Origin of the sequence: Aeromonas sobria (genome assembly GCF_006243315.1) — a bacterium.
Lineage (GTDB): Bacteria > Pseudomonadota > Gammaproteobacteria > Enterobacterales > Aeromonadaceae > Aeromonas > Aeromonas sobria_A.
This window is the reverse complement of record NZ_NKWE01000020.1, coordinates 15,829-37,015: the sequence shown is the minus strand read 5'-3', so window position 1 is coordinate 37,015 and position 21,187 is coordinate 15,829. Positions and strand designations below refer to the sequence as shown.

Sequence of the window (21,187 nt, the reverse complement as noted above, 5' to 3'; positions counted from 1 at the left end):
GTTTGGCATCCTGTGCTTACATTAACTGCTTAACTAAGGATAGGAAACTTATTGAGAAATTATATTTGATCTCGAAAATCTATGGTCGAAATAAGCAAATGGAACCCTTTGTGACCGTGGCGTTGTCCGGCCGCTTTCTTTGCCCAATCATGGGGCTAGCGTGCATAAAGCCCATTTCTGTGTTCGGGTATTGGCGGTAGTGGTTGGTGATTTTTGAATCCTACCTGTTCCTATTAGACGAGAAATAATCTTATTTGATAGTGATTCCTATTTGCGTGTAGCATGGGCGATACACTCAACGAGGAGCCTCATCGTGTCCCCATCTCTGCCTCCCAATCGTCCCCGTCTGCTGACCGTCAAAGCCGTTGCCCAGATCACCCCCCATTTGCGCCGCATCACCTTTGGTGGCAGCGAGTTGGCTGACTATCCCTTTACCTGCGGCGGGGCCCATATCAAGGTGATGCTGGCCCAGCCCCATCAGGTGGAGCCAGTGTTGCCCACCATGACCCCGAGTGGCCCGCGCTGGAGCAATCCTGCAGACAAGCCGGTGATCCGCACCTACACCATCCGCGCGTTTCGCCGCGACGAGCAGGAAATTGACATCGACTTTGTGCTGCACGGTGACAGCGGGCCAGCCAGCGCCTTTGCCTGCGAGGCAAAACCGGGGGACAAAGTGATCCTCTCCGGGCCGGGTGGCCCCAACCCCATGCTGCAACCGGCTTATCACTACTGTTTGGTGGGGGATCTCACCGCCTTGCCCGCCATCATGGCGATGTGCGAGGTGATGCCTGCCGATGCCAGAGGGGAGATCGCCATACTGGTGCCGGATCAGGCCGATGCTCAGCCGTTGACACTGCCGGTTGGCATGCGTTGTCACTGGTTTGTCGGCGAGCCCGAGTCCAGCGGCTTGCTGGAGCATGTGATTGCTCTGCCGCTGGTGCGCGATGGCGGCTTCTTCTGGCTGGGTGGGGAAGAGGCGCTGGTGCTGCCGCTGCGCCGCCATTTTCGTTCCGTGCTCGAGGTGGATCGTCAGTCGCTCTACGCCGTGCCTTACTGGCGCCGGGGCAAGAGTGAAGAGGCCTATCACCAGACTCGCCACGATGTGATGGATAATTGAGCGGATACGAAAGAATACCCGCTTTATTCTTGCAAATAAAAATGATTTGCATTTAGTATTGCGCCGTCCCGATGTCAGTCGGCACGGCGTTTTTGTTATTGATGGCTGAGCGGAGGCCCGCGCAGGCGGGCTTCCGTGGTTGCCACGGCATCACCTCGGGTGACGGCTTTTATTTCAACAACATGGCATTGCCACCATAAGGAGTTAAAGGGTGCTTAGAGACCAGACCTCGCTGTTCTGGCTGGGATTGTTCCTCCTGTTCATACTGCTTTCTCTTTCGCTCGCCACCGGTGCCGGCGTCTATGGTGCCCGCGAGGTGCTCGGCTACCTGATGGGGGATGCCCGCTGGGCTGACGACGAGAAGCTCGCCATGGTGCTCAATACCTTGCGACTGCCGCGCACCCTCTGTGCCATAGTGGTCGGTGCCTCTTTATCTCTGGCTGCGTCTTTGTTGCAGAGCGCGACCCGTAACCCGCTGGCGGAGCCCGGCCTGCTCGGCGTCAACGCCGGGGCCGTCTTTGCGCTGGTGGTGGGGCTCACCTGGTTTGGTGTTGAGTCCGCCTACGGTTATCTGCTCTGGGCTGGACTCGGTGCGCTGCTCGGCAACGTGATTGTGTTGGGGCTCGGCATGATGATTGGCCGCTCCAACCCGCTCAAGCTCATTCTGGTCGGGGTGGCACTCTCCGCCACCTTCGGCGGTCTCTCCAGCTTTCTGCTGCTCTCCAACAAGATGGTGCTGGAGCAGTACCGCTTCTGGAACCTCGGCTCCCTGTCGGCGGCTAATCTCGACGCCATCGTCGCCGTGCTGCCCTTCGTGTTGGCGGCGTTTGTCATCACTTTGCTGCTCTGTCGCCAGCTGACCCTGATGCAGATGGGGGACAGTCAGGCCCAGGCGCTGGGGATCCGCCCCAACCGGGTGCGAATTGGCGTGCTGTTGGCCGCCACCCTGTTTACCGCCAGTGCCATCGCCATCGCCGGTCCCATCGGCTTTGTCGGTTTTCTGGCCGCCTACTGTGGCCGATTGGTGGAGCCAGTGAAACTGTCGGTGCAGGTCTGTTTCTCCGCCCTGTTCGGCATGCTGTTTCTGCTGTTGGCGGACATTCTGGCGCGCTGGCTGATCCAGCCGTTCGAGCTGCCCAACGGGGTCATTCTGGCCCTGATCGGCGCGCCTGTGCTGATCGCCATCGTTCATCGCGGGGGCTTTCGTACCCTGCTGACCGTCAAGTGAGGGGCTGATGCGTACATCTACCGATATGCTCTGCCTGCGGGCAGGCAACCGCTCTTTGTTGCTCCATCTGCCGAGCTGGCGCTGGCTGGCGCTGCTGGCCGTGGCGCTGTTGGCGCTGGGTCTGCTGGCCCTGAGCGTTGGCAGCGGCAAGCTCGGCTTTGCGGGCGTGGTCAACACCCTGCTGGGGGAGGGGTCACGGCTTGAGCAGCTCACCCTGTTCAAGATCCGGCTGCCGCGCATCTTTGGGGTCGTGGTCGCTGGTGCCGCCATGGGGCTCTCCGGCTGTCTGGTGCAGACCCTGGTGCGCAACCGGCTGGCTACTCCCGACATGGTGGGGGTCAACAACGGCGCCTCTCTTGCCATCATCATCTTCTCCCTCTATCTGACCGTGGGCAGCTGGCCCTGGTGGGCGGCCCCCATCGGTGCCATCTTCGCGGCGCTGGTGCTCTATGCCCTCTGCCGCAAACCGGGTGAGCAGGGCTATCTGTTCGTGGTGATCGGCATCGGTCTTTCCGAGCTGTTCGAGGCGCTCGGCCAGTTCGTGATGTCCACTCAGGCTTTGCTGCACCTGAGCTCCCTCTATCTGTGGAACATGGGCAGCTTTATCGCCGTGGGTTACAGCACCATTACCCCCATCGCCATCCTGTTGCTGCTGCTCTGCCCCTGGATTGTCTATCTCTCCCGCTCGCTGGCGGTGCTGCGCTTTGGCCCCGAGATGGCCAGAGGGCTTGGCGTCAACGGCGATCGGGTGCAACTGGGCATTCTGGCGCAGGCCATTCTGGTGGCTGCGCTCGGCACTGCCATCGGCGGCCCCGTGGTCTTTATCGCCATGGCGGCCCCCATTCTTGCCTCCTGGCTGGTGAAAGACCGGGTGGTGCCGCTCTGGCTGGCGGCACTCAGCGGCGCCCTGCTGCTGCTTGCCAGCGATACCCTGGTTCGGGTGCTGGCCAGCCCCCACGAGGTGGCGACCGGCATCATGACCCGCATTCTCGGCGGCCTGTTGCTGCTGTTTCTTCTTGTTAACGATCGCCAGAGGGCTGACTGATGACGCTCACCGTAAATCGCCTCCACTTCGCCTATCAGCAGACCCCCATCCTGCGGGATATCTCCTTCAGCGTGCCGAGGGGCAAGCTGGTGGGGATCGTCGGCCCCAACGGCTGCGGCAAATCGACCCTGCTCAAGCTGCTATCCGGCCAGATGAGAGCCCAAAGCGGCGAGATCCTGCTCAAAGGCAAGCCGCTCGCCAGCTACCCCATGAAGGGGCTGGCGCGGGAGCTCGCCTATCTGCCCCAGCGGCCGACCCTGCCTGCCGGCATTCTGGTGGAGCAGCTGGTGCAGTATGGCCGCCATCCCCATCAGGGCTGGTTCAATCAGTGGGGCGAGGAGGATGCCCGCATGGTGCGTAGCGCCTGCGAGCGGATGCAGCTTGAAAGCATCTGGCAGCAGAGCGCTGCGTCGCTCTCCGGCGGGCAGGCGCAGCGGGCTTGGCTGGCGATGATCCTGGCGCAGGACAGCGACATGGTGCTGCTTGACGAGCCCACCAGTGCCCTCGATATCGGTCACCAGACCGAGGTGATGGAGGCAATCCACCGCATCACCGCCGAGGGCAAAACCGTGTTGCTGGTGATCCACGATCTGGCGATGGCGGCTCGTTACTGCGACGAGCTGATCGCCATCGGCGAGGGCACCATTGCCGCCATGGGCCCGGCTCGGGAGGTAGTGACCAAATCCCTGATCGACCAGCTCTACCAGACCAGTGTCGACATTCTGCATGCCCCCGGTGACGGGGCGCCCATTATCGTGCCCCGTCGTCATGAGCATGGCCGTGCCCTGCGTTCGGTGAGCTGAGTCATATGGGCCTGCATCGGTAGGCTCGAAGAGTGTGTCCACGCGGCCGATTATCCGGGCCGCGCAACGAGAAGGAGTGAGATGATGAAGCGTTTTGCCTCCCTGGCAGCAGCCATCCTGATGCTGGCCGCCCCGCTGGTTCAGGCGCAGGAGATGCGTGAAGTGACCGATGCGTTTGGCCAAAAAGTGCAGGTGCCGGTCAAGCCGCAGCGGGTGGTGGTGTTGAGCGAGCTCGAACTCGACAGCACCCTGACCCTGGGGCTGACCCCCATCGGCGCCGTCAATGGCCGTGGTCAACCCAGCTTGCCCCGCTATTTGCTGGACAAGGCGGGCATGGGGATCCAGGTGATCGGTGATCTCGACAGCCCCAATCTGGAGTCGCTGATTGCGCTGGAGCCTGACCTTATCCTGACCGGCCAGACCCGTCCCGAGTTGCTGACCTTGCTGGGCGAGATCGCGCCGACTGTGGTCACCAGCAAGTGGGGGGAGTCGTGGCAAGATAGTTTCCGCCGCACCGCCCACACCCTTAACCGCGACCAGCAAGCTGATGCCTTCTTGCTGCAGTATGCCGAGCGGTTGGCCCATGCTCGCAGCAAGCTGGCCAAGCACCAAGGGGAGAGCATCAGCATAGTGCGCTGGAACCCCAAGGGGCCGAGCTTTATGTATCAGGGAACCTTTGCCAGCAGCGTAGTGGAGTCGATGGGGCTGGTGCGTCCGGGCAAGCAGCAGGGCACGGGTGCCCCCCACTCACCAGCGCTCAGTCTGGAGTCCCTCAACCTGCTGGATGCCGACTGGCTGGTGATCGGCACCCTGAGCGCCACCGGTGATGCGGTCGATGCCATGGGTCAGGCAGAGCAGACCCCGGCGTTCCAGCAACTGCCGGTGATCAAGGCCAAGCGCTTTAACGCGGTCGATGGGTCGCTCTGGACCTCCAGCGGCGGCCCGCAGGCGGCCCTCAAGGTGATTGAGGATGTGGAGCAGTTGCTGACAACCCGCAGCTGAGCGCCATTGCGCACTTGAGGTTGACCACACGAAAAGATTGACCAAAAGAAGAGGGAGGCTGATGCCTCCCTCTTGCGTTGTCACTATCTGCCGCGACTTCTTCGGCAAGTCAGAGCCGTTTATTGCGGCTTGATGGCGGTCACGGTGAGCTTGCCGCTCAGGCTTTCTGCGTGGAAGTGGATGGCATCCCCCACCTTAAGCCCTTTGAGCTGGGCCGGGTCTGCCACTCGAAAGACCATGGTCATGGCGGGCATCTTGAGATTCTCGATCGCCTCGTGCTTGATGCCGACCTTGCCGCTCCCCTCATCGAGGCGGGTAATGACTCCCTTGGTCATCACCATTTCGGCCTGTTCGCTCATCTCACCCATCTGACTCATATCGTGCCCTTGATGGTGCATCATCTCTTCGGCTTGCAGGCCGGTGTGGGTGGCAAAGCCGAACAGCAATGTGATGGCAACTGTCTTGTAGTTCATGGTTGTTCCTCGTGATTGATTCAAATGTGTTGTTTAGTCGGCATGCTTGCCAAGGCTTTGGCTGCGCCACAGGTAGTAGGCGGCAGGCAGCACCAGCAGGGTCAGCACCAGCGCGCTCACCATGCCGCCGATCATGGGCGCGGCGATGCGCTGCATCACCTCGGAGCCGGTACCGTGGCTCCACATGATGGGCAACAGGCCGGCGATGATGGTCACCACCGTCATCATCTTGGGGCGCAGGCGCAGGGCGGCGCCGTGGATCACCGCCCGATGCAGGCCCGCCTTGTCCGTCTTGCCGCTGGCAACGAGATCGTCCCAGGCGTGGTTGAGGTAGACCAGCATCAAGACGCCGGTCTCCACCGCCACCCCCGCCAGAGCGATAAAGCCCACCCCGACCGCCACCGAGAGGTTGAAATCGAGCAGCCAGAGGGTCCAGATCCCGCCCACCACCGCCAGCGGCAAGGTGGTGAGAATGAGCAGCACCTCCTGAACACGGCGAAACGCCAGATAGAGCAGCAGTACGATAATGGCGACGGTTAATGGCACCACGTAGGCGAGGCGCGCCTTGGCCCGCTCCATGTACTCGTATTGGCCGGACCAGGTGAGGGCGTAGCCTGCTGGCAGGATCAGCTGCTTGCCTACCTCGGCCTTGGCCTGCGCGACAAAAGAGCCGATGTCGCGGTCGCGAATATCGACGTAGACCCAGCCGTTGAGCCGCGCGTTCTCGCTGCGCAGCATGGGGGCTTCGTCGCTGATGTAGACCCGCGCTACGTCCGCCAGGGCGATGCGCGCACCGCTTGGAGTGACTACCGGCAGCAGCTCCAGGCTCGCCACCGAGTCGCGATAGCTCTGGGGGTAGCGCAGGTTGATGGGGTAGCGCTCGCGCCCCTCGATGGTCTGGCCTACCTCCATGCCGCCCACTGCGGTGGCAAGCACCGCCTGCACATCGGCGATGTTGAGGCCGTAGCGAGCCGCTTTCAGCCGGTCGATATCCACCTTCACGTAGCGGCCACCGGCCACCCGCTCGGCGTAGACGGAGGCTGCCCCCTCCACCTTGCCGACGATCTGCTCAAGCTGCTGGCCGAGCCCTTGAATGACCTTTAGGTCTGGCCCCGCAATCTTGATGCCGACCGGGGTCTTGATACCGGTCGCCAGCATGTCGATGCGGGTCTTGATGGGGGGCACCCAGGCGTTGGTGAGGCCGGGGAAGCGAATGAGAGCGTCGAGCTCCTCTTTCAGCTTCTCCGGGGTCATGCCGGGGCGCCACTGGTCGCGCGGTTTAAGCTGGATGCTGGTCTCCATCATCACCAGATCGGCGGGGTCAGTGGCCGATTCGGCGCGCCCCGCCTTGCCGAACACGTTCTGCACCTCGGGCACGGTGCGAATCAGCTTGTCGGTCTGCTGCAGGATCTCCCGCGCCTTGCCCACCGAAATATTGGCCGCGGTGGTGGGCATATACATGATGTCCCCCTCATCGAGCGGCGGAATAAACTCGGAGCCCAGATACTTGAGCGGCCAGAAGCCCACTACCGTCACCACCGCCGCCAGCATCAGGGTGGTTTTCGGGCGTGCCAGTACAGCCTTGAGCAGCGGGATATAAGCCTGGCTCAAGCCACGGTTGAGAGGGTTGGCCTGCTCAGCCAGCACCTTGCCGCGGATAAAGTAGCCCATGATCACCGGCACCAGCGTGATGGCGAGCGCGGCGGCGGCTGCCATGGCGTAGGTTTTGGTGTAGGCGAGCGGATGGAACATCCGCCCCTCCTGCGCCTCCAGTGCAAACACCGGCAAAAAACTCATGGTGATGATCAGCAGGGAGAAGAAGATGGCGGGTCCCACCTCGATGCTCGCCTCGGTGATGATGCGCCAGCGGTTCTTGTCGGTGAGCGCCTCCCGCTCCATATGCTTGTGGACGTTCTCGATCATCACAATGGCGCCATCCACCATGGCGCCGATGGCGATGGCAATGCCCCCCAGCGACATGATGTTGGCGTTGATCCCCTGCAGGTGCATCACGATAAAGGCCACCAGAATGGCGATGGGCAGGGTGATGACCACCACCAGCGACGAGCGCAGGTGGAACAGGAAGGCGAGGCAGACCAGTACCACCACCGCGAACTCCTCCAGCAGCTTGCCGGAGAGGTTGTCGATGGCGCGCTGGATCAGGTCGGATCGATCGTACACTGTGACGATCTCCACCCCTTCCGGCAGGCTGCTTTTCAGCTCCGCCAGCCGCGCCTTGACCCCGTCGATGGTGTGCTGGGCATTCTCGCCGTAGCGCATCACAATGATGCCGCCCACCACTTCCCCTTCGCCGTTGAGCTCGGCAATGCCGCGCCGCATCTGGGGGCCGGTGACCACATCCGCCACATCCCCCAGCAGCAGCGGGGCGCCGCGCACATTGGTACCAAGAGGGATCCGCTTGAGGTCTTCGACGCTATTCAGATAGCCATTGGATCGCACCATGTACTCCGCTTCCGCCATCTCGATGACGGAGGCGCCGGTCTCCTGATTGCCCTGCTTGATGGCGGTCTCGATAAGAGAGATCGGGATGCCGTAGGCGCGCAGCTTGTCCGGATCGACCCGTACCTGATACTGGCGCACCATGCCGCCGACGGTGGCCACTTCGGAGACGCCATTGACGGTTTGCAGCTCGTACTTGAGGAACCAGTTCTGCAGCGAGGTGAGCTCGCTCAAGTCATGCTTACCGGTTCTGTCCACCAGCGCGTACTGGTAGACCCAGCCCACCCCGGTGGCATCCGGGCCGAGCTGGGGGCGGGCAGAGGCGGGCAGATTGGGGGCCACCTGACTCAAATACTCCAGCACCCGGGCGCGGGCCCAGTAGAGGTCGGTGTTGTCGTCAAACAGCACATAGACGAAGGAGTCACCGAAGAAGGAGTAGCCGCGCACCGTGGTCGCTCCCGGCACCGCCAGCATGGCGGTGGTGAGCGGGTAGGTCACCTGATCCTCCACCACCTGGGGCGCCTGCCCCGGGTAGGAGGTCTTGATGATCACCTGCACGTCGGAGAGATCCGGCAGGGCATCCACCGGAGTCTGCTTGACCGACCAGAGTCCCCAGGCGGTGAGCATGACGGTCAACAGCAGCACCAGAAAGCGGTTGCCCACGGACCAGCGAATGATGGAAGGGATCATGACTTCTTCTCCATCTTGGGCATCGCCATCTGATGCTGGCTATGGTCCATGCCTTCCATCTTTTCCATCTCATCTGCCGCAGGTTTGGTGGCATCGCCGCTTGCCGGCGCCTGCTCCTGATGAATGGTGGTGATGCGGTACTCATCCCCCTCCTGTATCACCTGCAGATGGAGGGTTTGTCCTGCGGCGAGCAGGGAAATGTCCACGTCATCCGCCACGGTAAATTCCATCTCCATGGCGGGCCACTGCCACTCGGGGATCGGTTGGTGGGCCACCATCAGGGTGCGGCTGGCCAGATCGATGCTCTGTACAGTCCCTTGGGTCCACACCTGCGCCGGGCGCAGCGCCGTCATACGCTGGAAGTCCGAATCGATGGCCGATTCGGAATCGAGCAGGAACTGGGCCGAACTGACTATGCTGTCACCCGCCTCTACCCCCGCCTTGATGGCCACCTTGTCGCCAAACTGGGGGCCGAGGGTGACGGCCACCGACTTGAAGTTGCCATCCCCCAGCGCCAGCACCAGCCGATCCTGACTGCCGGTGCGGATCACCGCTTCGCTCGGCACCACCAGCTGCGGTTCTCCTTTGCCAGTGCGAATGGCCACCTTGGCGAACATATTGGGTTTCAAAAACTCATCCGGATTGTCAAAGCGCAGCCGCACCTTGAGGGTGCGAGTAGCGGCATCCAGGGTTGGGTAGAGGTAATCCACCTTACCTTGCCAACTGCGGCTCGGGGCGTAGTCGAGGGTCATGGTGACCGGATCCCCCACTTTCAGCTGGGCGGCCTGGCGTTCGAACACCTCGGCGCTGACCCACACCTGCTTGAGGGTGCTGATGTTGAACAGGGCGGCGGCGGGCTCCACATACTGCCCCTCGCGCACCTTGAGCTCAGAGACATAACCGCTGCTGGGGGCGTAGATGCTGATGGTTTCGCGCACCTGACGGCTGCGCTTGAGGGTGGCAATTTGATCCGCCGGCACCTGCAGGGATTTAAGCTTGCCCTCGGCGGCGCGCAGTAGCAAAGGGTTGGCCGTGTTGAGCGCCAGCAGGTATTCGTGTTGGGCGTTGACCAGATCCGGTGCGTAGAGCTCATAGATGAGGCTCCCCTTGGTGACCCTCTGTCCTTCGCTCTTGATAGCGAGGGTGCGGATCCAGCCCGCCATGCGGGCGTTGATGGCCTCCAGCCGATCTTCGTCATAGCCGACGTAACCCACGGTCTCAATCTGCTGGTGGATAGGCAGCTTCTCCACCTTGGCCAGCCGCACCCCCAGGTTCTGCTGGATCTCGGGGCTGATGGTGACGGTGCCCGGTGAGCCGTTTTTCTGCTCCTGATAGACGGGGATAAAGTCCATCCCCATGTTGTCTTTGGCAGGGGCATCGCGCTTGTCGCGGGGATCCATGGGGTTGACCCAGTAAAGGGGCGCTTTCTCTTTGGCGCTGGTGCCATCGGTGCTCTGTTTGGCGGCCCAGTAGCCGCCACCGGCGCCGAGGGCGAGCAGCAGGGCTGACATCAGGACTGTCTTGTTCATAACAGGCCTCCGGCGCGGATCTGCATGCAGAAAGTGCAGGAGGGTAATGCCCCCGCGAAGGCCGCAACCTTGGTGGGTGAAAAGCTGGCTGGTGACATGATACGTCTTCTCTTGTGCAGGCCGCCGGGCGGGTGAGGTGCAAGGCATCACCAAAGGGGCTGGCGGCAAACGGGGCGTTGCTAACGAGTCAGCAGACGCACGGCTCCCTGTTGCTGGCGGGGCCAGTGGTCACAGGGTCAAGCGATAAAGGTGTGCAGATAGGGGCAAGGTGAGCCTTGCCCCATGCACGGCAGAAGATCGTTCTAGTGGCGCAGCACCGACAGCATCAGATGTCGGCGCGGCCAAGAGGGAGGGTGAGAACCACGGCTGCGCAGGAAGGGATCCCGCAGCCAGAGATCGAGCCGATGGCTGGTCGCCCCCAGAGAGGGCAGCAGCAACAGCGGCAAGATAAAAAGAGAAATCAGCATGCCAAATAGTGGCAGGACGCTGGTAGCTGCCGAGATGCCAGTCTGCATCTGGCACTCACCGCCCATGGCGGCCTCATCTCCCATCCCCTGATGGCAGGAGAGGGTGGCGCTGCTGTTTTGGTGATCCATCATGGCCATTGGTGCGGCCATCTCGCCGCTGCTCATCGCCATGTTATGGGAGAGGGAGGCCGTTTGCCGGGATGAGGCGTCGAGCGCTTGTTGCGCCCCATGCCAGCTGATGCAGAGGGTCAGATTGCAGATAAGCAGCAGCGCCAGCAATAGCCGGGCCAACGCAACTGAGGGCAATCTTGCAGCGAGCTGGGTGAGTGACAATCCGGATATCCTTCGGGATCAGATAGCAGGACTGTAAACCTTACTACGAGGTGAAGGTCAATGGCATAAAACGTACAAGAAGAGCGGGTTATTACGGCCTTATCATTAAGTAATGCTTAATCATGGCGTATCCCCAACTCTAATGACGTTACTGCATCCTGCCTTTAGGATGCGCCCCTGTCAGTTTCCGCTATTGAGTGATGTCCCGTCATCTCGTTGCTGGCGTTTATCGCCGCAGGACGGGTCACACCACATGCTTGCCAAGCTTTGCAATGGCGGGGAGCCAGCAACGAGCGAGCATCACGCCGTCAGGTTGCCAGAGGCTGATAGCCAAATACGCTAGATGTGATTGTTGATATGCACTCCCTGTCGGGTGCCCCTTTTGTTCATTTATTCAGGAGTATCGAAATGCAGCAACGACTGCTGTCGCTGATGCTTGCTGCCTTGCTGAGTCCATCAGCAATGGCTGGCGGCCTTGCCCTCTACGAAACCAGCACCGCCAACAGTGCACTGGCTAACGCAGGGGCTGCTGCCCGTGCTCAGGGAGCAGAGACCATCGCAAGCAACCCGGCCGGTATGACCAGGCTCGAAGGCACCCAACTGCAAGTCAATGGCGGTGTGGTATACGGCGACCTTGAACTGGATCTGGACAAGGGTGGCAACAACGGCGGCAATGCGCTGCAGACAGCGCCGCTGGGCAGCTTTTATCTGACCCATGCCATTAATGATCAGTGGGTGGCCGGTTTCGGTATGTTTGGCAGCCATGGTCTGGGTATCGATTATGGTGATGGTTGGGATGGTCATAGCTACGTCCAGTCCGCCAAGCTGACCGGTATCGCCTTTGCCCCGAGCCTGGCGTATCGCATCGACTCCAACTGGTCGGTGGGTGCCAGCCTGATCGCTATGCATGGGGCGCTGGAGTCCTCACTGGAGGTTGCAGCGATTGGTAGCAATCCTCTGCAGGGGCGCGAGTTTTCCGATAGCGACTGGGCTTATGGCGCCTCCTTCGGGGTGCTTTACGAGCTGGATCAGCACTCTCGCATTGGCCTGAGCTACTTCTCCGAACTGAAGTGGGAGCTGGAAGATCAGCTGTTCTCTAATGCCCCCCTGAGTCGTCTCGGTGGTTTGGGTGTGGATATGATGATCCCGCAGACGGTGACCCTGAGTGGTTATCATCAGCTTAATGACCAGTGGGCCCTGCTGGCCAGCGCCAACTGGCAGCAGTGGTCCCGTTTTGGTGATATCGATGTTGCATCTGTTGTTGGTAACCAGACCATCGATATGCACTACAAGGATACCTGGCATCTCAGCCTGGGTACCCAGTTCGATGTGAGCCCGGCCCTGCGTCTGAGCAGCGGTATTGCCTATGACAGCAGCGCCGTGGACGATGCTCACCGTACCGTCAACCTGCCGATGGGAGAAGGTTGGCGCTGGGGGCTGGGTGCCAGCTATCAGCTGAGCCCGGCCACCAAGCTGGAAGCCAGCTATACCCTGGCCTGGCTGGGGGATATGGCGGTTCATCACGATGGCGGGCCTATTCGCCCGGAAATTTCCGGCACCTACAACAACAGTTACCTCAATTTCTTCAATATCGGTGTGCAACACCAGTTCTAAATCGCTCGTTAAGCAAGCCCCCACTGGTTGGGGGCTTGCGCATGATACTCAGGTGTCAGCCTGCAACGTGTGAGCATTCGCACTGTGCCGATTGCTGACCCGCTTGTTAGCGGCTATCTGCCGATTTAAATCTGCCGTCATCAAGACGTGCTTGTTGGATACCCTGTTTACGAGGAGCAACAGATAATGTCATCCCCTCACTCATCCCTGTTCGTTCGCTGGCTCTGGCGCCTGGCGTTCATCCTGATCACGGTTGCACTGGTGCTGTTCTTCTCAAAAGGGGCTCAGATCTATCCGGTGGATGCGGCTCAGTTTAATCACGGCGTGCCAGCCATCATGGTGTTACTTGATTCCGAGCTGTTTATGGGGGTGATCACCGTCATTACCCTTTACGTGGTGCTCTATCTGGTCCATCTGTTGTGGCAACTGCATGAAATTGCGGTACATCGTGCCAAATTGTCCGAGTCGGTGCATATCACTCTGGTGTTTGCCTTGTCGCTGTGCGGCCTGTTTATTGACAAGACCTGGTGGGTACTGGCCATCATCATCGCCTTTGCCCGCTGGGATGTGCTGGGCGAGCGGGTGAGCCAGATCATTGGTCATGGCATTCGTCGTGGTCGTCAGCAGGGGGAGACATCATGAAAGAGATACTGCTGCCCTATATCCTGATTGTCTGGCTGCTGGTGAAGTTGAATGTGTTGCCCTGGAACCTCAAGACCGGCTTCTGGAGCACCGCCATTGGTGCCTTGTTGGCGCTTGGCTTGCTGACGACCTCCCGCCATTTGGCGCCGGTAGATTTTACCGATTCGGCGACGGTCAAGGCACCCCATGCCGTACTGGGTCCTTTGTTGGGTACCAATCAGTTTCATCAGATAGATCAAATCCACGTTGTTCATAACCAGCAGGTGAAGCGGGGACAGCCCATCTATACCCTCGCCAACTGGGAGAGTGACGGCAAGGCGCAAGCCCTGAGCCACCAGATTACCGCCCAGCAGGCCCAGAGCGTTGCCGAGCTCAGTCAGCAACAGGCGATCCAGTCGCGGCTGACCCTCAATCGCAAGGAGTTGGCGCGGCTGACCCAGCTGGGTAACTACTCCAGCATCCAGAGTCGTGACCAGCTGCAGGCCCAGATCGATGGTGATGTGGCGCAGTTGAGTGCCAGTGAGGCCAAGCTGAAAATCATCGGCTCCCAGGTGTTGAACCTGGAAACCGAGCTGGCTTTGCAGGAGCGTCGCAACGAAGAGAAGGTGATCCGCGCGCCGTTCGACGGTCAGGTGTCGGTGGTCAATCTGGCCAACGGTTCGCGCACCGGCAACATGCACCTCTACGACACCTCGCGCAAGTTCCTCGAGTTCCGGATACCGGATCAGAGCTACCGTGCCATTGAGCCGGGCCAGTTTGCCGAGTTCTATGTGGATGCCTATCCGGGGCGGATCTTCCGGGCGCGAGTGCATTCAGTGCGTACCGGTACCGGTGAAGCCCAGCTGACGGCGATGCAAGGGGATCAGCATGTGCGCCAGCATGTGGGCAACAACATGTCCAGCCATGGTCGCACCGTGATCCTCGATATGCTGGAGCCAGATGGTGTGGTGCTGCCCATCGGGGCCACGGGTTCGGCCTGGATCTCGGCACACAAGCCGCATCCATTGCTCGGCTTTATTGACATCATCGGCGGGGCGACCGTGCGGCTCAAGGCGATGAAGGCCTATCTGTTTGCCATGTGATTTGCAAAAAAAAGCCCCTCCGTGAAGGAGGGGCCAAGTCAGGGTAAACGGGCAGGTCAGGACTGTTTTTCCGAGCGGCCCATGATGAGCCGGAAGAACAGCGGAATAAAGAAGATGGCGATAAAGGTGGCCGCCAGCATGCCGCCGATGACCGGCCAGCCGAGGGCGTGACGGCTTGCCGCACCGGCCCCGCTGGAGGTGACCAGCGGCACACAGCCGAGGATGAAGGCGAGCGAGGTCATCACGATGGGGCGGAAACGCAGGCGCGCCGCCTCCAGTGCCGACTCGATGAGGCTCATCCCCTCTTCGTGCTTCATCACCGCAAACTCCACGATCAGGATGGCGTTCTTGGCGGCAAGGCCCACCAGGGTTACCAACCCGATCTGGAAGTAGACGTTGTTGGTCAGACCCACTGCCCAGGTGGCGAGCAGGGCGCCGAACAGGGCGAACGGCACGGCGGTGATCACCGCAAACGGCAGGCTCCAGCGTTCGTACTGGGCAGCCAGGATGAGGAAGATCATCACGATACCAAAGCCGAATGCGGTGCCGGCGCTGCCTGCGGCCGCTTTCTCCTGATAGGCGGCACCGGTCCACTCCAGCTTGGCATCGTTGCCAAGAGCTTCATTGGCGACCTCTTCCAGCGCTGCGATGGCTTGACCCGAGCTGTAGCCGGGGGCGGGCTGGGCCATGATCTTGGCGGCCTGGAAGATGTTGAAGCGCTCCACCAGTTCGGGGCCGGTGGCATCACGCACCGTGACCAGACTGCTGAGCGGGATCATCTCACCCTTGTCTGAGCGGACATAGACGTTGCGGATGTCGCTCTTCTTGGCGCGGTAGTCTGCCTCGGACTGCAACTGCACCCGGTAGGTGCGGCCGAACTGGTTGAAGTCGTTGACATAGACCTGACCGAAGGTGGCCTGCATGGTGTCAAACACCGCGTTGATCGGCAGCCCCAATGCCTTGGCCTTTTCGCGATCCAGGTCCAGATAGACCTGCGGCACGTTGGCGCGGTAGGTGGTGGTGACGCTGGCAAACTCCGGTCGTTGTTTGGCTGCCTCCAGGAAGCGCTCCACTTCGCCGGAGAAGGCCTGGGCGTTGCCGGTGCCACGGTTTTGCAGATAGGCTTCGAGGCCACCGGTGGTGGACATTCCCTGAATGGGTGGCGGGTTGAATGAGGCGACAAAGCCATCAGCCAGCCCCATCAGGCTCATGCCCTGGAAGGTCTTGGCCAGCGAGAAGGAGTCCTGCCCGGCACCCTGACGCTCGCTCCAGTCCTTCAGGGTAATGAAGGTCATACCACTGTTGCTGATGATGGCGTTGGAGAGAATGTCAAAGCCCGAGAAGGTGATCACATCCTTCACATTCGGGTTGGCCATGGCAATCTGGTCGAATTTTTCAGCCACTGCCTGGGTACGACTCATGGAGGCGGCATCCGGCAGCATAACGGCGGAGATGAGATAGCCCTGATCTTCGTTCGGTACCAGCTCGCCCGGTACTTTGAGGAAGAGCGCGTAGATGGAGATCAGCAGTACGGCAATGATGCTGAATGCTACGCCCACCCGGCGGTTGAGGAACGCTACCCCGCGTACGTAGCGGTTGGTCAGCTTGTCAAAACTGTTGTTGAACCAGACGAAGAAGCGGGCCGGTTTGTGGTGCCCCTCTTTGAGCAGTACGGCACACAGGGCTGGGGAGAGGGTCAGTGCCACCAGACCGGAAATAGCGACCGAGACCGCGACTGTGATGGCGAACTGCTTGTACATCACCCCCGTCATACCACCCATAAAGGCGACCGGCAAGAACACGGCACAGAGCACCAGCACGATGGCGACTACCGGGCCGGAGACCTCCTGCATGGCGAGGATGGCGGCCTCTTTGGGCGAGCACTTCTTCTCGCTCATGATCCGCTCGACGTTTTCGAGCACCACGATGGCGTCATCCACCACGATACCGATGGCGAGCACCATGCCGAACAGGGTCAGCAGGTTGATGGAGAAACCGAGCACCAGCATGCCGGCGAAGGTCCCGATCAGCGACACCGGCACCGCGATACAGGGGATCAGGGTGGCGCGGAAGTTCTGCAGGAACAGGTAGACCACCACAAACACCAGCACGATCGCCTCGAACAGGGTGTGGACTACCTCTTCGATGGAGATCTTCACGAACTCGGTGGTGTCGTAGGGGATCTGGTACTCGATATCCTGCGGGAAGCGCTCCTTGAGTCGCTCCATGGTGGCATGCACCGCATCGGCAACGGCAACGGCGTTGGCGCCCGGTTGCAGATAGGTAGCAATACCGATGGCCGGTTTGCCATTGGCGCGGGCCACCAGATCATAATCCTTGCCACCCAGTTCGACCCGAGCGACATCGCGAACCCGGATCTTGGAACCATCGGGCATGGAGCGGACGATGATGTTCTGGAACTCGGTGACATCCTCAAGGCGCCCTTTGGTCTGCACCGTGTAGGTGAAGTCGATGGGGGCAGTGGTGGGTTGAGCACCGATCTTGCCTGCCGCGAACTGGGTGTTCTGCTCACGGATGGCGCCGATCACATCGCTCGGGGTGAGCTCGAGCTGGGCCAGTCGATCCGGCCGCAGCCAGATCCGCATCGCATAGTCGGTACCGCCAAACAGGGTGGTATCACCGATGCCGGGAATCCGCTTGAGCTCGTCGATGATGTTGAGTAGGGCGTAGTTTGACAGATAGGTGGTATCAAATGCCCCGTCTGGGGATTGCAGCGTCACCACCTGCAGGATGGAGGTCGATTTCTTCTTTACCGTCACCCCCTGCTTCTTCACCTCTTCCGGCAATTGGGCCATGGCGGCCGAGACCCGGTTGTTGACGTTGATGGTGGCCTGATCCGGATCGGTGCCGATCTCGAAGTAGACGTTGAGGTTCATCTGGCCATTGGAGGCTGAACCGGACTGCATATAGATCATCCGCTCCACACCGTTGATCTGCTGCTCCAGCGGCGCCGCCACTGTCTGGGAGATCACCTCGGGGGTTGCGCCGGGATAAAACGCTGTGACCGAGACCACCGGCGGGGTGATCTGGGGATATTGCTCGATGGGGAGCGCGCGCATCGCCGCCAACCCGCCCAGCACGATAATGATCGAAATCACGCTGGCGAAGATGGGGCGATCAATGAAGAACTTGGAAAACATACGCGCTCCTTATTTGGCCGCAGACTGGCTGATCACCTTGGTGGTGATGGCCTTCATTTCGTCGGCAGAGACAGGTTTGACCACGGCACCGGGTCGTGCCTTCATCAAGCCTTCGACGATATAGCGGTCACCGGCATTGAGGCCGCTGTCGATCAGTACGCCCTCGCTGACCACCTGACCCAGCTTGACTGGTCGGGGGATCACTTTGTTGTCGGCATCCAGCACCATCATCATGCGATCTGCCTGAGACTGAACGATGGCACGTTGGGGGACCACGATGGCATTTTTGCGCAAACCGAGATCAATGGTCATACGAACAAACTGGCCGGGCAGCAGCGCCCCTTCTTTATTGTCAAAGATGGCTCTGGCACGGATGGTGCCGGTCTGGGGATCGACCCGATTGTCGGAGAAGTTGAGCTTGCCCGCCTCCGGGTAGAGGGAGCCATCGGCCAGACGAATATGGGTGCGCCAGGTGGTGGCATCCATCGCCTCAATCACCCCTTTCTTCACCGAGTTCTCGAACTTGAGGCGATCCTGCTCCGAGTAGGAGAAGTTGACGTAGAGCGGATCAAACTGGGTGATGGTAGTGAGCAGGCCGTTGTCGCCGCTGGTGGAGATGAGGCTCCCCTCGGACTGGGAACTCTTGCTCGCCATACCGTTGATGGGGGCGGTCACCTGGGTGTAGCTGAGGTTGAGCTCTGCCTCTTTCACCTTGGCCTGAACCGCTTGCAGGCTGGCGATAGCACCTTCGTAATTGGCGATGGTGTCATCATAATCTTTGCGGCTCACCACCTGACGTTTGAACAACGGAATGATGCGATCCCGATCGGCGCGGGCCTTGTTGAGACGGGCCTGCTCCTGTGCCAGAGAACCCTTGGCCTGCTCCAGCGCTACCTTGTAGGGCTCGGGGTCGATCACAAATAGCTCCTGACCAGCGGTGACCGGCTGACCTTCCACATAGGTGCGCTTAAGCAGGATGCCACTGACCCGGGAGCGCACATCAATCTCGCGAAAACCGGCGGTCTCGCCCACCATCTCGGTGGTCAGTGGCACATCGGTCAGGGTGGCTTCGGCGACCACCACAGGGACGGCAGGCATGGTCTGGGCCGTCTGGGTCGTCTCGCCGCCGCAGGCGGTGAGGCCGCCAATCAGCGCCAGGGTCAGCAAGCTGCGTTGGTAATTATTTCGTCCTGTATTAGGCACTTGCATCATCAAACTCCTGTTGGATCTATCCCGGTGGCTGCGTTCAGCGCGTTGTTCCATACACATCATTAACTTCATGATAAAAAAAACAACTTATTTATGAGGGGAATCAAGGATCATAGGGGGGTAACCTGAACCCAAGCTGCTCGGTATGGCAATTTGGGTTGACGGTTTGCGAGCAACTCATGTCTTTTTCCGATTTTAGAGTGCATGACACTGCCTGGCTGAGAGCCGCCAGTGACGGGGAACCGTTCTGCTGGTGTTGGCTGAGATCGCCACATCATGCATACTTGTTTGCATAAAAAGGTGCCGTTAGGCACCTTTTCATGGGGTTCAGGTTGTTTTAGCGTTGTTAACCGCAGCGATGCACCGAACGGTGGATCTCGGGTTAACCTTGCGCCGCATCAGGCAAAGCAGGCCCAGATGGGGGCGTGGTCGGAGGGTTTCTCGATGCCGCGCAGCTCGTAGTCGATACCGGTCTCGGTGACCGTGTCTTTGAGGGCGTCGGAGGCCATGATGAGGTCGATGCGCAGGCCGCGGTTCTCGTCAAAACCCTTGGAGCGGTAGTCAAACCAGGAGAAGCGTTCGCACTCGGTGGGGTTGGCGGCGCGGAAGGTATCGGTGAGGCCAAACCCTTTCAACCGCTCCATCCATTCGCGCTCAATGGGCAGGAAAGAGCACTTGCCATCCCGCAGCCAGCGCTTGCGATTTGCCTCGCCGATGCCGATGTCGAGATCGGTGGGGGAGATATTCACATCTCCGATCAACACCAGCGGGTCATCCGGGGTGTGGTTGGTCTCCAGATAGCGCTGCAAATCCTCATAGAATTTCTGCTTGGCCGGGAACTTGGTCTCGTGATCCTGGCTTTCACCCTGCGGGAAGTAGCCATTCATCACCTTGATGAGGGAGCCATCTTCGCGTTCGAAAGTGGCAATGATCATCCGGCGCTGGGCATCGTCGTCATCGGTGGGAAAGCCCTTTTCCACCTTGACCGGCTTCTTTTTACTCATGATTGCCACCCCGTAGTGGGCCTTCTGGCCGTGAAACTCAACGTGATAGCCCATGGCTTCTACGTCGGCTAGCGGGAAGGCTTCATCGTGTACTTTTATCTCTTGCAGGCCGATCACATCGGGCTGGTGCTTGTCGATGATGGCTTGCAATTGATGAAGGCGTGCGCGCAGGCCGTTGATATTGAAAGAGATGATTTTCATGTTCGGGATGCTCATGTCATTTTTATAAGCCGCTATTGGACTCGGAATCTGCGGTGGATGCAAGTTCCGGGGCACAAGGGCCAGCGCTGAAATAGCGCCAACCCAGCCGGCATGTGTACCGAAAATGCTCCCCCTGACTTAGCGGGTCATCTTCTTGACAAACACCACCACAAACAGTGCCAGTGTAAAGCTGCCGGTAAAGGCCTCGAAGGCGGCGAAAATCCTTGAGAGGCCGACCGGAGTGAAGTCGCCATAGCCCAGAGTGGTGAAGGTCACCACGCTGTAGTAGAGGCATTCGAGCAGGAAAATGGCATTTTGCTCGAAGGGCGCATTGGGTTGATAGATGAGGTACTCGCCCTGAAAGTTCAGGCCAAAGAAGAAGTAAAAAATGCTGCAGATAAAGATAAGCAGCAGGGAGAACAGCACCACCCGCATCGGGGCCTCGCCATAGCCGCAGAACAGATCAACGATCCAGGAGGTGAAGCGCTGGGCCGACCAGAACGGCAGTTGCAGCCGGCGCATGGTGAGCTCCTGCTGGATATAGTTGCCGGACATGGTGAAGATGCCCTGTGCCTCGGAGGCTTTGCGCAGATCCCGATAGGTCTCTTCTGCCTCCTTGAACCAGACACGCGCCTGTTTGGGGTCTCGCTCACGTCGCCCCTTGCGATCCTGCATCACCCGTTTGCCGGTTTGCATGTTGTCGAGTCGGGTGTTGTGCCAGCGGATGCCGAGCAGGTTGACATCGTCGAGGATGGCACACTGCAGGTTGGCATCGCTCAGATCGGCCTTCATCATGCTGCCCCCTTTCATACGCAGGCCGTAGAGGTGGCCACCGCGCAGGTTGGCGCGATAGAGGTTGCACTGCTCTAGCAGGAAGCCCTGATCGGTATCCTTGCTCACCAGATTTAGGCCGGTCAAGTTGGCCTTGGCCAGTTGCAGGCCATGGCAGAGACCGCCGCTGCGGACATACTGTTCGAGCGCCTGTGCGGTGTGAGCCTCCTGATGGTTGGCATGGGGATCATGCCAGTGGCAGAGATCGTGCTCACCGGCTTCTTCACTGCAATGGCGGCCATCGGCCACCAGATAACGACACATCGCCATCTTCGTTTCCCTCGTATTGCCGAACT

Annotated in this window: 16 protein-coding genes; 8 read left to right on the top strand and 8 right to left on the bottom strand. The window is 60.2% G+C overall.

Going from position 1 to position 21,187, the window contains the following annotated elements:
• The first annotated feature begins 313 nt into the window (after positions 1-313).
• The 5 genes from CF137_RS05730 (at position 314) to CF137_RS05710 (ending at position 5,195) form a co-directional block, all read left to right on the top strand.
• Entirely contained in the window at positions 314-1,117 is an 804-nt protein-coding gene (locus CF137_RS05730; RefSeq protein ID WP_139718331.1) for a siderophore-interacting protein, read from the top strand.
• 211 nt (positions 1,118-1,328) lie between these two features.
• Entirely contained in the window at positions 1,329-2,345 is a 1,017-nt protein-coding gene (locus CF137_RS05725) for a FecCD family ABC transporter permease (RefSeq protein ID WP_139718330.1), read from the top strand.
• A 7-nt stretch (positions 2,346-2,352) separates the two neighbouring features.
• A complete protein-coding gene (locus CF137_RS05720; RefSeq protein WP_139718329.1) occupies positions 2,353-3,390 on the top strand; it encodes a FecCD family ABC transporter permease in 1,038 nt (345 codons plus the stop codon).
• Positions 3,390-4,193, top strand: coding sequence for an ABC transporter ATP-binding protein (locus CF137_RS05715; RefSeq protein ID WP_139718328.1), 804 nt, complete (start codon positions 3,390-3,392; stop codon positions 4,191-4,193). Before CF137_RS05720 ends, CF137_RS05715 begins: the two co-directional genes overlap by 1 nt.
• A gap of 84 nt (positions 4,194-4,277) precedes the next feature.
• A complete protein-coding gene (locus tag CF137_RS05710; RefSeq protein WP_139718370.1) occupies positions 4,278-5,195 on the top strand; it encodes an ABC transporter substrate-binding protein in 918 nt (305 codons plus the stop codon).
• 119 nt (positions 5,196-5,314) lie between these two features.
• Here CF137_RS05710 and CF137_RS05705 read toward each other — a convergent pair whose 3' ends face one another.
• The 4 genes from CF137_RS05705 to CF137_RS05690 all read right to left on the bottom strand — a co-directional run bounded on the left by CF137_RS05705 (position 5,315) and on the right by CF137_RS05690 (position 11,147).
• On the bottom strand, positions 5,315-5,668 hold the full coding sequence (locus tag CF137_RS05705; protein ID WP_139718327.1) for a copper-binding protein: 354 nt from the start codon (positions 5,666-5,668) through the stop codon (positions 5,315-5,317).
• Positions 5,669-5,701: 33 nt separating this feature from the next.
• On the bottom strand, positions 5,702-8,818 hold the full coding sequence (locus CF137_RS05700; protein WP_139718326.1) for an efflux RND transporter permease subunit: 3,117 nt from the start codon (positions 8,816-8,818) through the stop codon (positions 5,702-5,704).
• Positions 8,815-10,347, bottom strand: coding sequence for an efflux RND transporter periplasmic adaptor subunit (locus CF137_RS05695; protein ID WP_162515861.1), 1,533 nt, complete (start codon positions 10,345-10,347; stop codon positions 8,815-8,817). The genes CF137_RS05700 and CF137_RS05695 overlap by 4 nt, the downstream gene beginning before the upstream one ends.
• Positions 10,348-10,649: 302 nt before the next feature.
• Positions 10,650-11,147: a hypothetical protein gene (locus tag CF137_RS05690; RefSeq protein ID WP_139718325.1), complete on the bottom strand. Its 498-nt coding sequence runs from the start codon at positions 11,145-11,147 to the stop codon at positions 10,650-10,652.
• A 408-nt stretch (positions 11,148-11,555) separates the two neighbouring features.
• Between CF137_RS05690 and CF137_RS05685 the strand changes: the two genes are divergently transcribed.
• From CF137_RS05685 to CF137_RS05675, 3 genes are all read left to right on the top strand, one after another.
• A complete protein-coding gene (locus CF137_RS05685; protein ID WP_139718324.1) occupies positions 11,556-12,761 on the top strand; it encodes an OmpP1/FadL family transporter in 1,206 nt (401 codons plus the stop codon).
• 186 nt (positions 12,762-12,947) lie between these two features.
• On the top strand, positions 12,948-13,403 hold the full coding sequence (locus CF137_RS05680) for a hypothetical protein (RefSeq protein WP_101346555.1): 456 nt from the start codon (positions 12,948-12,950) through the stop codon (positions 13,401-13,403).
• On the top strand, positions 13,400-14,485 hold the full coding sequence (locus CF137_RS05675; RefSeq protein WP_042018805.1) for an HlyD family secretion protein: 1,086 nt from the start codon (positions 13,400-13,402) through the stop codon (positions 14,483-14,485). Before CF137_RS05680 ends, CF137_RS05675 begins: the two co-directional genes overlap by 4 nt.
• Positions 14,486-14,541: 56 nt before the next feature.
• Here CF137_RS05675 and CF137_RS05670 read toward each other — a convergent pair whose 3' ends face one another.
• From CF137_RS05670 to CF137_RS05655, 4 genes are all read right to left on the bottom strand, one after another.
• Positions 14,542-17,646: an efflux RND transporter permease subunit gene (locus CF137_RS05670; protein ID WP_139718323.1), complete on the bottom strand. Its 3,105-nt coding sequence runs from the start codon at positions 17,644-17,646 to the stop codon at positions 14,542-14,544.
• Between the two features lie 9 nt (positions 17,647-17,655).
• A complete protein-coding gene (locus CF137_RS05665; protein WP_139718368.1) occupies positions 17,656-18,855 on the bottom strand; it encodes an efflux RND transporter periplasmic adaptor subunit in 1,200 nt (399 codons plus the stop codon).
• Between the two features lie 398 nt (positions 18,856-19,253).
• A complete protein-coding gene (gene xthA / locus CF137_RS05660; protein ID WP_101324159.1) occupies positions 19,254-20,060 on the bottom strand; it encodes an exodeoxyribonuclease III in 807 nt (268 codons plus the stop codon).
• A gap of 138 nt (positions 20,061-20,198) precedes the next feature.
• Complete coding sequence (locus CF137_RS05655; protein WP_139718322.1) at positions 20,199-21,161, bottom strand: ion channel; 963 nt, start codon at positions 21,159-21,161, stop codon at positions 20,199-20,201.
• Between the last annotated feature and the right edge of the window lie 26 nt (positions 21,162-21,187).

Coding starts and splice junctions, on each gene's coding strand:
- CF137_RS05720 (WP_139718329.1), top strand. CDS start 2,353: ATGCGTACATCTACCGATATGCTCTGCCTGCGGGCAGGCAACCGCTCT.
- CF137_RS05715 (WP_139718328.1), top strand. CDS start 3,390: ATGACGCTCACCGTAAATCGCCTCCACTTCGCCTATCAGCAGACCCCC.
- CF137_RS05710 (WP_139718370.1), top strand. CDS start 4,278: ATGAAGCGTTTTGCCTCCCTGGCAGCAGCCATCCTGATGCTGGCCGCC.
- CF137_RS05705 (WP_139718327.1), bottom strand. CDS start 5,668: ATGAACTACAAGACAGTTGCCATCACATTGCTGTTCGGCTTTGCCACC.
- CF137_RS05700 (WP_139718326.1), bottom strand. CDS start 8,818: ATGATCCCTTCCATCATTCGCTGGTCCGTGGGCAACCGCTTTCTGGTG.
- CF137_RS05695 (WP_162515861.1), bottom strand. CDS start 10,347: ATGAACAAGACAGTCCTGATGTCAGCCCTGCTGCTCGCCCTCGGCGCC.
- CF137_RS05685 (WP_139718324.1), top strand. CDS start 11,556: ATGCAGCAACGACTGCTGTCGCTGATGCTTGCTGCCTTGCTGAGTCCA.
- CF137_RS05680 (WP_101346555.1), top strand. CDS start 12,948: ATGTCATCCCCTCACTCATCCCTGTTCGTTCGCTGGCTCTGGCGCCTG.
- CF137_RS05675 (WP_042018805.1), top strand. CDS start 13,400: ATGAAAGAGATACTGCTGCCCTATATCCTGATTGTCTGGCTGCTGGTG.
- CF137_RS05670 (WP_139718323.1), bottom strand. CDS start 17,646: ATGTTTTCCAAGTTCTTCATTGATCGCCCCATCTTCGCCAGCGTGATT.
- CF137_RS05665 (WP_139718368.1), bottom strand. CDS start 18,855: ATGCAAGTGCCTAATACAGGACGAAATAATTACCAACGCAGCTTGCTG.
- xthA (WP_101324159.1), bottom strand. CDS start 20,060: ATGAAAATCATCTCTTTCAATATCAACGGCCTGCGCGCACGCCTTCAT.
- CF137_RS05655 (WP_139718322.1), bottom strand. CDS start 21,161: ATGGCGATGTGTCGTTATCTGGTGGCCGATGGCCGCCATTGCAGTGAA.